The sequence below is a fragment of the Avibacterium sp. 20-132 genome, from assembly GCF_023611925.1.
In the GTDB taxonomy this organism is placed as follows: Bacteria; Pseudomonadota; Gammaproteobacteria; order Enterobacterales; family Pasteurellaceae; genus Avibacterium.
Window position 1 is genome coordinate 2123927 of the sequence record NZ_CP091456.1, and the last position, 14315, is coordinate 2138241.

The window sequence follows — 14315 nt, forward strand, 5'->3', positions numbered from 1 at the left end:
GGCGTTGATAATGTTGTATTTGTTGAATTATTATACTTTCTAATGAATTTTCACTATAACCTGTTATGGCGTAGCTGTCTTTAATATTTACAAAAAAATTTTGTTAAGGAAATGTTATTTTTTCAAAAATGAGAGACAGATCAAAAAATCAAGAAAATGTTAATGTTTTGTTAATTGAATTGGTTGCGAATTAGGGGAATTTGATTTTAAATTATTCGACTAGCACTGAAAGAAAAATCAATGCGTGTTTCTGGTTGAATCCTATGTATAATAAACCTAATGAATTTTAGGTTGTAAATTCTACCCAACCAAGCTAGGTGGTATTAATGAAACAAACAAGCCCAATTAGTGAATGGTTAGCTTCAAGTGCGTTAAATGGAGCAAACCAGTCTTATATTGAAGAACTGTATGAAAGCTATCTTCAAGATCCCCATTCTGTTGATGAAAGCTGGCAGCAAATTTTTGATCAATTACCCAAACACACCGTCGTAGAGCAAGCCCATTCGCCTGTTCGTCAATATTTTAAACGTTTGGCAAGAGATGCTCAGGTGGAGGGCGTGACTGTCATTGATCCAAAAGTTAGCGGACGACTGGTAAAAGTGTTGCAATGGGTGAATGCGCACCGTAATCGAGGGCATTTACACGCGGATCTTGATCCATTAAAACTTTGGCAACGTATGGATGCGCCAACACTAGATTATAAATTTTATGGATTTAGTGATGCTGATCTTGATGAAGTTTTTGATATTGGTGGTTATGTTTACAACAAAGAGCAAATTAGCTTACGTGAATTGACTTCGTCATTGAAAGGCACTTACTGTGGCACTATTGGGCTAGAGTTTATGCACGTTAATGATTTGGAAGCTAGAACTTGGTTGCAAGGAAAAGTTGAAAATTTACTGAATAAACCGCTTTTTACTAAACAAGAACAGCTCACCTTTCTTGAAGAACTTACTGCGGCAGATGGTCTAGAACGTTATCTTGGAGCCAAATTTCCCGGAGCAAAACGCTTTTCTCTTGAAGGCAGTGATGCGTTTATTTTGCTGATGAAAGAAATTATTCGTCAAGGGGCGAAACAAGGCATTAAAGAAATCGTAATGGGAATGGCACACCGTGGGCGACTCAACCTATTAGTGAATGTGCTGGGCAAAAAGCCGGCAGAATTATTTGATGAATTTGCTGGAAAGCACTACGGTAACGGAACGGGTGATGTGAAATATCACCAAGGTTTTTCTTCAGATTTTATGACCGATGATGGGGTGGTGCATTTAGCACTGGCATTTAATCCTTCTCACTTGGAAATTGTCAATCCTGTGGTGCTTGGTTCAGTACGAGCGCGACAAACCCGACTTAACGATGCAGAACGCTCACAAGTGTTGCCTATTACGGTACACGGCGATTCTGCGGTAGCTGGACAGGGCGTGGTGCAAGAAACCCTAAATATGTCTGCTACGCGTGGTTATTCCGTGGGTGGAACGATCCGAGTTGTCATCAATAACCAAATTGGCTTTACCACCTCTAATCCGCACGATACGCGTTCAACGGAATACAGCACCGATATTGCTAAAATGATCGAAGCGCCTGTTATTCACGTAAATGGTGATGATCCAGAAGCTGTCGCTTATGCGGCAAGAATGGCGGTGGAGTTTAGAAATAAATTTAAACGAGATATTTTTATTGATTTAGTTTCTTACCGCCGTCATGGGCATAATGAAGCCGATGAACCTGCAGTCACGCAACCGTTAATGTATGAGCGCATTAAACGTCATCCTACTCCACGCAAAGTGTATGCCGATCGCTTAATTGCAGAAAATGTGATTGATGAAGCTTACAGTTTAGAATTAATGAATAAGTATCGTGATGCGTTAGATAATGGCGATTGTGTTGTTCCAGAATGGCGTGAACGTGATGTTGAAGCCTCTGATTGGATGAAATTCCTTAGCCAAGAATGGTCAGATTATGAAGGCAGTATTGATGAGCAACGCTTTACTGCGCTTGCCTTAAAAGTGTGTGAATACCCAGAAAATCACCCAATTCATTCCAGAGTGAAAAAAATTTATGATGATCGTAACTTAATGGCAAAAGGCGAAAAACTATTTGATTGGGGAATGGCGGAAACAATGGCGTATGCCACGTTACTTGATGAAGGTTATAATGTCCGCCTATCAGGAGAAGATGCCGGACGTGGCACATTTTTCCATCGCCACTCCGTATTACATAGCCAAAAAGATGGTACTGTCTATACGCCATTAGCGCATCTACATAACCAACAAGGGCATTTTGAAGTTTGGGATTCTGTGCTTTCAGAAGAAGCCGTGCTAGCTTATGAATATGGTTATGCCACCACAATGCCAAGAACGCTTACATTATGGGAAGCGCAATTTGGTGATTTTGCTAACGTGGCGCAAGTGGTAATTGACCAATTTATTAGCTCAGGTGAACAAAAATGGGGCAGAATGTGTGGTTTGGTGATGTTATTACCACACGGTTATGAAGGACAAGGGCCAGAACATTCATCGGCACGTTTAGAACGTTATTTACAACTTTGTGCGCAACAAAATATGCAAGTGTGTGTACCTTCAACGCCTGCACAGATTTATCATTTATTACGCCGTCAAATGATCCGCAAAGTGCGTCGTCCACTTATTGTGATTACGCCAAAATCCTTACTTCGCCACCCACTTGCTGTATCCAGTAAAGAAGAATTAGTGAATGGCATTTATCAGAATGTGATTGGCGAAATTGATCATCTCGATCCAAAGCAAGTGAAACGTGTGGTAATGTGTTCGGGTAAAGTGTATTACGATTTATTAGAACAACGTCGCAAGAATAATCAAACGGATGTGGCGATTATTCGTATTGAACAGCTTTATCCTTATCCGCACGAAGAAATGAAAGCGATACTTGCGCCTTATCGCCACGTAACGGATTATGTATGGTGTCAAGAAGAACCACAAAACCAAGGCGCGTGGTATTGTAGCCAGCATAATTTTGTGAGTTCATTGCCAGAACAGGGTAAATTACGCTATGTGGGCAGACCGGCTTCGGCATCGCCAGCAGTGGGATATCTAGCTTTACATAATGAACAGCAACGTGATTTAGTGAATGAGGCATTAGCCTAATCTTAAAAGTGCGGTCAAAAAATACCGCACTTTTATGCAAACAAACATAAATAAGACACTCTAAGAAGGAATAAAAAAATGAGCGATTTTGAGATTTTAACTCCCGTGCTACCTGAATCCGTGGCAGATGCAACGGTTGCCACTTGGCATAAAAAAGTGGGTGATCAAGTAAAACGTGATGACGTCCTTGTAGAAATTGAAACAGATAAAGTAGTGTTAGAAGTGCCTGCACAAGGTGATGGTGTGCTTGAAAGTATTTTACAAGCAGAAGGGGCAACGGTAATCAGCAACCAAGTACTAGGCAAAGTAACTGCTCAAGCGATAGTTGGAAATGATACAAAAGAAAGTGTGCAAAAAGTCGAGCAAACCCCTGCTGATCGCCATTTAGCAAATTTAACATCAGAACCGACAAATAGCGATGCGTTAAGTCCAGCAGCACGTCGGTTATTAGCAGAAAATGATTTAACTGCTGATCAAGTACAGGGAACGGGCGTAGGGGGACGTATTACTCGTGAAGATATTGAACGTACGGTTGCCCAGCGAGCAAGCCAAGCTCAGCCACAGCAAGAAGCAACGCCAACCACATTGAATGTGGCAGGGCGTGATGAAAAACGTGTGCCGATGACACGCTTACGCAAGCGGGTGGCAGAGCGTTTATTAGAAGCGAAAAATAGCACCGCAATGCTGACAACGTTTAATGAAGTCGATATGCAACCGATTATGCAACTACGTAAAAAATACGCAGAAAAATTTGAAAAATTACACGATACTCGCTTAGGGTTTATGTCTTTCTACGTTAAAGCCGTGGTGGAAGCACTAAAACGCTATCCAGAAGTGAATGCCTCTATTGACGGTGATGATATTGTGTATCACAACTATTTTGATATTAGTATTGCCGTTTCCACACCACGTGGCTTAGTGACCCCTGTATTACGCAATTGTGATAAGCTGAGTATGGCGGAAATTGAAAAGCAAATCAAAATATTAGCTGAGAAAGGACGTGATGGTAAATTAACGGTGGAAGATCTCACGGGCGGAAACTTCACCATTACTAATGGCGGTGTGTTTGGCTCATTAATGTCCACGCCGATCATTAACCCACCGCAAAGTGCCATTTTAGGTATGCACGCCATTAAAGATCGTCCAGTGGCTGTGAACGGCGAAGTCGTGATTCGCCCAATGATGTATTTAGCGCTTTCTTACGATCATCGTTTAATTGATGGACGTGAAAGTGTCGGCTTCTTAGTAACTATTAAAGAAATGCTGGAAGATCCAACACGTTTATTATTAGAAGTGTAGTCTTAACTTAAGGCGATAAGGAGACTTATCGCCTTATTTTTATCAATTTACCAGCGGATTTATTGTGAAGCACAGCACAACAAAGGGAGAGAGACAACGCGATGAATTTACACGAATATCAAGCAAAACAACTGTTTGCGCAATACGGATTACCCGTAGGTGAAGGTTATGCGTGCGAAACGCTAGAGCAAGGCTTGGAGGCCATTCAAAAATTAGGTGGCTCAAAATGGGTGTTAAAATGCCAAGTTCACGCAGGCGGACGTGGCAAGGCTGGCGGTGTGCAAGTGGTCAGCAGCGAACAACAAGTGCGGGCATTTTTTGACAAATTTTTAGACAAGCGTCTTGTTACTTTTCAAACAGATAGCAAAGGACAGCCTATTAATCATATTTATGTGACGAACTGCGTGGCGGTGAAAAAAGAATTGTATCTGAGTGCGATTGTAGATCGTCGTTCGCAACAAATTGTCTTTATGGTTTCCACAGCGGGGGGCGTGAATATTGAAGAAGTGGCGGAAAAAACACCGCACTTATTACATCGTATCGCGATTGATTTATCCGTGGGTGGAATGCCATATCAAGGGAGAGAATTGGCTTTCAAACTCGGCTTAACAGGCAAACAAATCAAGCAATTTACCGACATATTTTGTCAGCTAAGTCGCCTATTTATCGAAAAAGATCTCGCCTTACTAGAAGTGAATCCATTGGTCATTTTGGATAATGATGATCTCACTTGTCTTGATGCCAAAATCGTGGTGGACAGCAATGCGTTATATCGTCATCCAGATTTACTTGCAATGCGTGATCTCAGTCAAGAAGATCCCCGTGAAGCCGAAGCAGAAAAATGGAATCTTAATTATGTAGCATTAGATGGCAACATTGGCTGTATGGTTAATGGGGCTGGATTAGCAATGGGAACAATGGATATTGTTAAATTATACGGTGGACAGCCAGCTAATTTTCTCGATGTAGGGGGAGGGGCAACCAAAGAACGTGTGGCTGAGGCGTTTAAAATCATCTTAACCGATCCGGCGGTAAAAGCGATTTTAGTCAATATTTTCGGTGGCATTGTACGTTGTGATTTGATTGCCGAAGGCATTATTGCTGCGAGCAAAGAAGTGGGCGTGAATGTCCCTGTGGTGGTACGTTTAGAAGGGACAAATGCGGAATTGGGCAGAGCAATGCTCGCAGAAAGTGAGACCAACATTATTTCAGCACAAAGTTTACAACAAGCGGCAAGCGAAGTCGTGAAAGCGGCAAGAGGAGAATAAAATGTCAATTTTAGTGAATAAAGACACCAAAGTGATTTGCCAAGGTTTCACCGGAGGACAAGGCACATTTCATTCAGAACAGGCGCTTGCTTATGGCACAAAATTAGTGGGAGGCGTTTCTCCCGGTAAAGGAGGCACAACTCATTTAGGCTTGCCGGTTTTTAACACCGTACGTGAAGCGGTAAACCAAACTGGCGCAACGGCAACAGTAATTTATGTTCCTGCCCCTTTTTGTAAAGATGCCATTTTTGAAGCCATTGATGCAGGAGTATCACTGATTGTTTGTATTACGGAAGGCATTCCAACCTTAGATATGCTCCAAGTAAAACAAAAACTCAATGAAACAGGCGTAGTGATGATAGGACCAAACTGCCCGGGAATTATCACCCCTGATGAATGCAAAATTGGCATTATGCCGGGGAATATCCACCAAAAAGGGCGCGTTGGTATTGTCTCTCGTTCAGGCACATTAACTTATGAAGCGGTAAAACAAACAACGGATCAAGGTTTTGGGCAATCCACTTGCGTTGGGATTGGGGGCGATCCTATTCCCGGCTCAAGTTTTATTGATATTCTGCAACGTTTTCAACAAGATCCCGAAACTGAAGCCATTGTGATGATTGGCGAAATAGGAGGAAGTGCGGAAGAAGACGCCGCAGAATTTATTCGCCATAACATCACTAAACCCGTAGTGGCATATATTGCTGGCATCACTGCGCCAAAAGGGAAACGAATGGGACACGCTGGTGCGATTATTAGTGGAGGCAAAGGCACTGCCGATGAAAAAATCCACGCCCTACAACAAGCCGGCGTAACCACCGTGAAAAGCCTTGCGGAGATTGGAATAGCGTTAAGGGAAATCTTAACGCAATAAGTCATTTCTAAAGTGCGGTCAGTTTTTGCTGATTTTTTATAAGGGCAAAGACAGAAAAATAAATAATATTCATTGTAATAATGAATAATTCGGATTTGCGAAGCAAGTGGGGCTGTGTCAAAATAGCGCCATTTTTTATGTAGAAAGGAAAGACAATGCAAAAAAATATGATTACCACAGCAATGTTGTTTGCGTTTTCTAGCGCACTTTATGCCACAGAAAACGTAACACAAAGCGAAGCACTTGCACCTATTTATGTGTATTCTGCTTATGCCACCCCCGTGAATGAAGATCAAACTGCCTCATCCGTGACGGTTTTAACTCTTGGATTGTCAAACTAACTGCAACACTTTATCAAAATAAACTTCATAAGGCGTTTTCCAGTTTAAACATTTGCGTGGTCGGTGATTTAATTTATCGACCACGGTTTGTATTTGTGCTTCTGAAAAGGGCGTAATGTCTCGACCTTTCGGAAAATACTCCCTTAGTAAACCGTTCGTGTTTTCATTTGTTCCTCTTTGCCAAGGTTGGTGGGGCAATGGAAAGTAAAATTCAACCTGAAGTCTTTCCGTTACCTGCTGATGTTTTGCAAATTCTTTCCCTCTATCTGGAGTAATGCTCTCTAAAGGCTCATTGTGCAAGGCTTCACTCATTGCCTTAGCAACGCTTTCTGCTCGCTTTGCAGGCAGTTTTCTGACGAGGGAAAAACGGCTTTTTCTATCCGTCAAGGTCAATAAACAGGCTTTGCCTGCTGCGCCCAACACGGTATCTGCTTCCCAATCACCTAAACGGCTTCGAGTTTCGGCTTCGCTTGGTCGTTCGGTTAAATGATGACTAATTGGGATTTTTCCGCGTTTTTCCACATAGTCATTGGTATGCCGCTTTTTCCCGCGATGACGGAGTTTCCGAATCGCCCCTCTTGCCCCGTGCGATAACCCTTTCTCATCAAACCACCCGGCATAAATCCCTCGGTAAATACTGACAAAGCTAATAGAAAGCGCACTTTGTTCGTATTTCAAACGGGCGGCAATCTGCTCTGGCGACCAATTCTCTTGTAAGAACTTTTGCTTAACAAAATCAAACAATTTCGGGTTGGCTAACTTTCGCTTGGGTTTACATTCTACCCGTTGTTGTTGATAGTGTTCTTGAGCTGATAATGCCGCATATTCGCCCTGACAGCGCTTCAATTCTCGTGAAATGGTCGATTTATGTCGCTGTAATTGCTGGGCAATTTGTGTAATCGTTTTGCCTAATGCGTGAAAAACCATTATCTTTTCTCGTTCACAAAGTGTAAGATGTTTGTAGGTGTTCATAAGCTCTCATCAGTGATTTTGTTTTGTGCTAAACAAATTATCGTCGATTTCCTTATGAACACTTTTTTATTTGTTGCAGTTAGATTGTAAATTCAAGCTGAAAAAGATTTTGCTGAACGCGATGCCACTTATGTTTCTGATGTATTAAAAACCGTGCCAAGTGTGGCAATCGGTGCTTCAGGGGGACGCGGTACATTGACCAATCTTTATTTGCGTGGCGCAGATTCAAATCACACAGCAGTAATTATTGACGGTGTGAAAGTCAATCCTGTTTCAGGCTATGGCTATGATTTCGGCGGCTTAAGCCTAAGCAATATTGAGCGTATTGAAGTATTGCGTGGTGAGCAATCTGCATTATGGGGCAGTGATGCAATGGGTGGTGTGGTTTATATCACCACGAAAAGCGGGCTTTATAAAGACAAACCCTTTAACGTGGATTTTGATTTAGGCACAGGCTCAAAAGGCACTTATGATGGCTCGCTTACCCTTTCAGGTCAGCAAAATGGATTTTATTATAGCGTACACGGTGATAGTCATCGCACTAAAGGTATTTCTGCGTATAGTTCAAATCGTTTTCGTTATACCACGGAAGATGGCAACAGTGTTAGTACAGGTGGAGCAAAAGAGCGAGATAAATTCCACCGTGATGCATTGTCATTGCGTATGGGCTATGATGACGGTGAAAAAGGTATTGATTTGTTAGCCAGTCATTTTAGCCAAACGGCACGTTTTGATAATAGCTATGCGGCAGAAACGACCTTTGATGATTATACCCGAACCCGTGAAACAACCTTCAAGTTAGGTGGCTATGTAGGATCGGATAAAGACTTGTTTAAACATAAAGCAAACATTAGCCACCAAAAAACCGACAGTGATACGCTAGGTTCGTGGGCAAGCGGTTATGATGCGAAAAAACTCAATGCAAATTATCAGTTAGATATTCATTTTGATCGCGAAGGTGAGGTGCAACAAGCCTTGAGTTTGCTTACAGAGTATCAACGTTCTACCTATGATTTCGGTTCTTCTGCTAACAGTAAAAAGCATTTAACAGAAAAAAGCGTGGCAGCGGAATACCGTTTATTTAGCGAAAATGATCATAGTTTAAGTTTGAGTGGGCGTTACACAGACAGCAATCATTATGATAACAGCTTTACTGGACGTATTTCGGGGGCTTATCGCCTATTACAAAATCTGAAAGTACACGCAAGTTTTGGTACAGCGATCCAAAATCCGACCATTACAGAGTTTTATGGTTACAATGGCACATTTTTACCTAATCCAAATCTTAAACCAGAAAAAAGTAAAGGTGGGGATATTGGCTTGTTGCTTGACACCACAGATAAACGTCATCGCTTAGATATCACTTATTTTGCTCGCAATGTGAAAAATTTTATTAGTACAGCTTATTTGCCTAATAACGTTTCACAAGCGGTAAATATGAGTGGTTCAACTCAAATCAGAGGTATTGAAGTGGCTTATAACGGAAAAATCACCGATGATTTAACCGCTTACGCAAACTATACTTATACCCAAACGAAAGACAGCCGTGGTAAAGCATTAGTTCGTCGTCCAAAACATATGGCAAACCTTGGCGTCGCTTATCAAATCACAGAAAACGTTGGCGCGAATGTGAATGTAAACTATGTAGGTAAACGTTTTGTTAATTATCCTGCAAGAATTAAAATGCCTTCTTACACCTTAGTTAGCCTTGGAACGACTTATCAAATTACGTCAAACTTAAATGTGTATGCGAATTTGAATAACCTGTTTAATAAAAAATATGAAAATATCGTTGGTTACGGTCAATATGGTCGCACTTTATATGTGGGCTTAAAAGGCAACTTCTAACGGATAAGCAGATAGGCTTTTGTAAAAGTGCGGTGTAAAATTAGCAAAATTTTCACCGCACTTTGTTTTGGACATCATTTTCTAATGCAAAAAATTCGCTTATTTTTTACCGCACTTTTCTTTTCAGTCCCACTTTTGGCACAAGAGCAATTTGTCTCACTGACATTGTGTAGTGATAGGCTTTTGGCTGAATTAGCACGCCCTGAACAAATTGCCGCACAATCTATTTATTCAACCAATCCCTTAATGATGCTGGATAAAGTTAATCAACATAAACCCGCACTTGAGGCGCGATTAACAGATTTGTTGCCTTATTTAGATAAAACCATTTTACTCAATGAGCAGTTTTATCCGCAACTGGTCGCTGATCTCAAAAAACTTGGCGTAAAGATTTTCCCTATTAATGATAGCCCACAAACGGCAGAGCAACTTTTTGCATTAATCCTACAATTAGGCAAACGCCTTGGTAATGAAAAACACGCACAGCAACTGGTGGCAAAGCTAAAAAACAGTGATTTTCAGCTTAATCAATCTCACACCCGCACCTTAATTCTTTCTGATACTGGGGTGGTAGACCCCATTTTTCCGCAATATCAAGTGTTGCTAAAATTGCTTGGCTTAACCCCCCTCGAAAATGCAGTAACCGCACAAAATTTTTCCCTTGAGAAACTGTTGCGTGCGCAACCGAATTGGCTGATTTCTATCCGTGATAAACAAGGTTATAACGAACAGGCTGAAGTGCTTAATCACCCTTTGTTAGCCAATATGTTTCCCGCACAACGAATGGCAACAATGCCATTAAAATATGGCTATTGCTTTGATCACGGTGTTTGGCAAGGGGCGGAAATGATTTATCGCCAACTCAATAAGGAAGAATAACCAGAATGAAACGATTAAACCTTTCCCTTTTTGTCTTATTACTTTTGTTAATTGCCTTTGCCATTTTTCATCAGCTTGGTGATTTTGCGCATTTACGCAATGCACAAGGGATTGCCACGGATATGCGATCTTTGGTGTTATGGGACATTCGTTTGCCACGTTTAGGTTTGGCTATTTTAACTGGAGCAAGCCTTGCTGTGGCGGGCAATGCAATGCAAGGATTATTTCAAAATCCATTGGCTAGCCCCGGCTTACTTGGCGCAGCAAATGGGGCAACCACTGCAAGCGTGTTTTTACTGTATTATTTTTCTTTACCTTTATCTTTTTTACTGTTTGGTGGCATTTTAGGAGCGTTAGGCAGTTTTTTGTTGGTTTATTTCATCGCTAAAAATAAAGGTACAACAATGATGATTTTAGCAGGGGTTGCAGTGAATATGTTACTCGGTTCAGCTATTGCATTATTACTTTCCAATGCGCAAAGTCTTTGGGCATTAGCGGAATTATACCGCTGGTTACAGGGTTCATTAATCTGGGCGAAAATAACACCGCTCTTGCTTTCATTGCCTATTGTGGTGGGCGGTGCAATTTGTTTATATTGCCAACGCCGTTACCTCGATTTACTCACCTTCGGGGAAGAAACCGCTAGCACGATGGGCATTGACCCCAAACGTAGCTTTTTTATCACCACTCTTGGCGTGGCGTTGCTGGTGGGCGCAACCATTCCACAAACAGGGACAATCGGATTTATTGGCTTAATTGCGCCGCACTTTGCCCGCATTTGGATCAAAAAACAACCATCACAACTTTATTTGACAAGTGGCTTAATGGGCGCATTACTGTTGTTAGTTGCTGATCTTGCTATTCAATATATTCCGTTTTTCTCGCATATTTATATTGGCACACTTACCGCCATTATTGGCGCACCTTGCTTAATTTGGATCTTGCTCACCCAACAACGGAGATTAGCCCGTGATTAAATTGCATAATGTTAGCCTTTCCTACGGCATTCAGAATATCACTTGCCACATTCCGCAAGGTAAATTGGTGGGCATAATGGGGGGTAATGGTGCAGGGAAATCTACCTTGTTGAAAGCCATTGCTGGCATTTCACCCCTTGAAACAGGCACGATTTTATTTAATGAACAACCGCTCAATGAAATGAGTTTAGCTCAAAAAAGCCAAATATTGGCGTATTTCGCTCAAAACACAGCGATTTATTGGGATTTATCTGTCTATGATGTCATCGCACTTGGTTTACCTGAAACGATGGATAATCTTAGTGAAAAAGTGCGGTCAAAAAAAAGCAAATTTTTTTCTCATTGGTTGCATTCATCGCATCAACAATGGCAGCAGCAAAAGATCCAGCAAATCGCTTGCCAATTTTCGGTTCAACATCTGTTAGAACAACCTTTCCAACATCTTTCAGGGGGCGAAAAAGCCCGTGTTCAGCTTGCCCGTTGTTGCATAAAAAACGCACCAATCTTATTGGCAGACGAACCCATTGCCCCCCTTGATCCTTATTATCAAATTGATATTTTAGAACAATTAAAATCACTCACCCCAAGCACTACCTGCGTTGTCGCCATTCACCACCTTGATTTGGCTTACCGTTTCTGCGATGAGATTATCTTGCTACACCAAGGCAACTTACTCGCCCACGGCAATACGCAAGATGCCCTAACCGCAGAAAATTTAGCCATTGCGTTTGGCGTTAAGGCGGAGATTGATGTGGAAAAAAGAATGTTTGGAACTATTCATAAATTATGATTAATTATTTATATTTAATCAAAAATGAGAAAAGAAAATGACAAGTGAACCACTTAAATCCTTAGATGAAATTTATGAAACACTTGCTTTTTTTCAGCGTGAAAATGCTAAAAAAAAAATTATATGATGCGAGCCATTTTAGCCCTTTTCAATTTATAAGAACTAATGAAAATGGTTTATCTGAAATCATTGCGTTCTTACTTGATCCTAGCCAAAATCACGGACAACAAGACTTATTTTTAAATAGTTTATTAAAATATTTAAACCTGCCAGAATATTTGTCTTATAACAATGTATCGGTAACTTGTGAAAAAGTAACTTCAGAACGAGGGCGACATGATATTTTTATTGAAGGTTTTTTAGATAATAAACGCCAATGGATTATTTCTATTGAAAATAAGTTAAGATATGCAGCCGATCAAAATAACCAATTAGAAGATTATTGGGAAAATATTACTAGTTATAACCCTAATTTTTGTTGTTTGATCTATTTATCCCCGTTTAAGAAACCGCCTAGTGAACAATCTATTGATACAGATAGATGGAATAAATTAATTCAAGATAATCAAGCAAAAGTTATTGGTGTAGAAGATCTGATTAAGTGGCTGGAGCAAACGGCAATAATCGCTCCAAATATTCGGGCTTTTTGTCAGAGTTTTATACAATTTTTAAAGGAAGATATTATGAATGAAACAAAAGAAAATAACCAACTATTAGATAAGCTAGTGGAAAATCCTGATTGGATTGAAGCAGCAACAACGTTATTGGATTTATCAGATAATATTTATAAAAAATTAGAAGATAGCTTGGTTCAGCAACTTCAGAATAAGCTTAAAGAAGAATATCCGAGAATGATTAAATATAACTGGCATTTTTATAATGTACATAAAGAAGGTATTTTCCTTGATAAAGAAGATAAAAAGTATTCTTGGAGTATAGGTATCGCAAATGACAATAAAAAGTATCATAATGTATATTATGGATTTTGGGCTAATAAAGATAATATCTCACAGGAAAATTACCAAAGATTAGAAGAAATGTTTAAATTAGAAGGATTTGAACAAGCTAAATGGTGGATACAATGGCAATATTGCAATGGAAACTTAAGAAATTGGGATGGAAAAACTTGGAAAGACGTTATCACTGGTCATCTAGCAAAACAAATTTTTGAGTTATTAGAACCCTTTATCAAGATAGCTAATAAGCATTTAGAAGAATTAGAAACGTTTGTTAATAAATAGAAAAAGTGCGGTGATTTTTCACCGCATTTTTGTTATAAAAAATTAAATTTTAAAAATCCGAGTTTCTCCCATAGGCATATCAATAGCAAGGCTGAGTTTTCCGCCCATTGTCTCTACATAGCGTTTAAGCGTAGAAAGGCGTAATTCATTGCCTCGCTGTTCGATTTGTGCAACAGCAGGTTGTGAAATACCAAGGGCATCGGCCAGCTGTTTTTGAGAGATTTCCATTTCTTGACGAATGCTAGATAATCCTGACTCAAGCAGTAATTCTTCTGCTTTTTGCTCAATTCTTTGGCGAGCTTCAGGAGAAAACTCATCTAAAAGTTGTTCTAAAGTTTTCATTTCACTTCTCCAGTGTTCTTAAATAAGCGCTAAATTCAGCGTCAGCTTGTTTGATCATTCTCTTATAGAACTGTTTATCGTTGCTTTTATCACCTGCACATAAAATAATAGCTTGACGCAAGGGATCAAAAGCAAAAAGTGCTCTTAAGGGCTTGCCTTGATGTTGAATGCGTAGCTCTTTCATATTTGGGTATTGCGAACCTTTCAGCGTATCGGCATAAGGACGAGAAAGTTCGGGGCCAACCGTTTTTAAAAGTAAAAGTGCAGCGGTAACATCTTCTTGAATAGCATTGTTTTGCTGTTTCAACCAAGCAACAAAATTATCCGTTAATATAACGTTCCAGTGCTGTGGTTTAGTCATT

At 40.3% G+C, this 14315-nt stretch carries 11 protein-coding genes and 2 pseudogenes; 10 read left to right on the forward strand and 3 right to left on the reverse strand.

Annotation, left to right across the window (positions count from 1 at the left end; all coding sequences use genetic code 11):
* Positions 1 to 326 precede the first annotated feature (326 nt).
* The 5 genes and pseudogenes from sucA to L4F93_RS10200 form a co-directional block, all read left to right on the forward strand.
* Positions 327 to 3122 carry a 2-oxoglutarate dehydrogenase E1 component gene (gene sucA, locus L4F93_RS10180; RefSeq protein WP_250350138.1) on the forward strand — a complete coding sequence of 932 codons (2796 nt, stop codon included), beginning with the start codon at positions 327 to 329 and terminating at the stop codon, positions 3120 to 3122.
* 78 nt (positions 3123 to 3200) lie between these two features.
* Entirely contained in the window at positions 3201 to 4421 is a 1221-nt protein-coding gene (odhB, locus tag L4F93_RS10185; RefSeq protein ID WP_250350139.1) for a 2-oxoglutarate dehydrogenase complex dihydrolipoyllysine-residue succinyltransferase, read from the forward strand.
* Between the two features lie 101 nt (positions 4422 to 4522).
* Positions 4523 to 5689 (forward strand): ADP-forming succinate--CoA ligase subunit beta, encoded by a 1167-nt coding sequence (gene sucC, locus L4F93_RS10190; RefSeq protein WP_250350140.1) that lies wholly within the window; start codon positions 4523 to 4525, stop codon positions 5687 to 5689.
* Position 5690: 1 nt separating this feature from the next.
* A complete protein-coding gene (gene sucD, locus L4F93_RS10195) occupies positions 5691 to 6563 on the forward strand; it encodes a succinate--CoA ligase subunit alpha (protein ID WP_250350141.1) in 873 nt (290 codons plus the stop codon).
* Positions 6564 to 6718: 155 nt separating this feature from the next.
* A pseudogene (locus L4F93_RS10200) lies at positions 6719 to 6886 on the forward strand (TonB-dependent receptor); the annotation flags it as partial.
* Positions 6887 to 6895: 9 nt separating this feature from the next.
* On the opposite strand, the gene L4F93_RS10205 reads toward L4F93_RS10200, so the two are convergent.
* Complete coding sequence (locus L4F93_RS10205) at positions 6896 to 7876, reverse strand: IS30 family transposase (RefSeq protein ID WP_250350143.1); 981 nt, start codon at positions 7874 to 7876, stop codon at positions 6896 to 6898.
* 90 nt (positions 7877 to 7966) lie between these two features.
* Here L4F93_RS10205 and L4F93_RS10210 point away from each other — a divergent pair.
* From L4F93_RS10210 to L4F93_RS10230, 5 genes and pseudogenes are all read left to right on the forward strand, one after another.
* Positions 7967 to 9724 (forward strand): annotated as a pseudogene (locus L4F93_RS10210) (TonB-dependent receptor plug domain-containing protein); the annotation flags it as partial.
* A gap of 84 nt (positions 9725 to 9808) precedes the next feature.
* Positions 9809 to 10603, forward strand: a complete 795-nt coding sequence (locus tag L4F93_RS10215; protein WP_250350144.1) for a helical backbone metal receptor — start codon at positions 9809 to 9811, stop codon at positions 10601 to 10603.
* Positions 10604 to 10608: 5 nt separating this feature from the next.
* The gene (locus tag L4F93_RS10220) at positions 10609 to 11580 is read left to right on the forward strand and encodes an iron ABC transporter permease (protein WP_268741076.1); all 972 of its coding nucleotides are present in this window, start codon (positions 10609 to 10611) and stop codon (positions 11578 to 11580) included.
* Positions 11573 to 12370, forward strand: a complete 798-nt coding sequence (locus L4F93_RS10225) for an ABC transporter ATP-binding protein (RefSeq protein ID WP_250350145.1) — start codon at positions 11573 to 11575, stop codon at positions 12368 to 12370. Before L4F93_RS10220 ends, L4F93_RS10225 begins: the two co-directional genes overlap by 8 nt.
* A 74-nt stretch (positions 12371 to 12444) precedes the next feature.
* A complete protein-coding gene (locus tag L4F93_RS10230) occupies positions 12445 to 13611 on the forward strand; it encodes a PD-(D/E)XK nuclease family protein (RefSeq protein WP_250350146.1) in 1167 nt (388 codons plus the stop codon).
* A 42-nt stretch (positions 13612 to 13653) separates the two neighbouring features.
* On the opposite strand, the gene L4F93_RS10235 is transcribed toward L4F93_RS10230, so the two are convergent.
* Both L4F93_RS10235 and L4F93_RS10240 read right to left on the reverse strand, forming a co-directional pair.
* Positions 13654 to 13953 (reverse strand): helix-turn-helix domain-containing protein, encoded by a 300-nt coding sequence (locus tag L4F93_RS10235; RefSeq protein WP_250350147.1) that lies wholly within the window; start codon positions 13951 to 13953, stop codon positions 13654 to 13656.
* A gap of 1 nt (position 13954) precedes the next feature.
* A complete protein-coding gene (locus tag L4F93_RS10240; protein ID WP_250350148.1) occupies positions 13955 to 14314 on the reverse strand; it encodes a type II toxin-antitoxin system RelE/ParE family toxin in 360 nt (119 codons plus the stop codon).
* Position 14315: the final 1 nt, after the last annotated feature.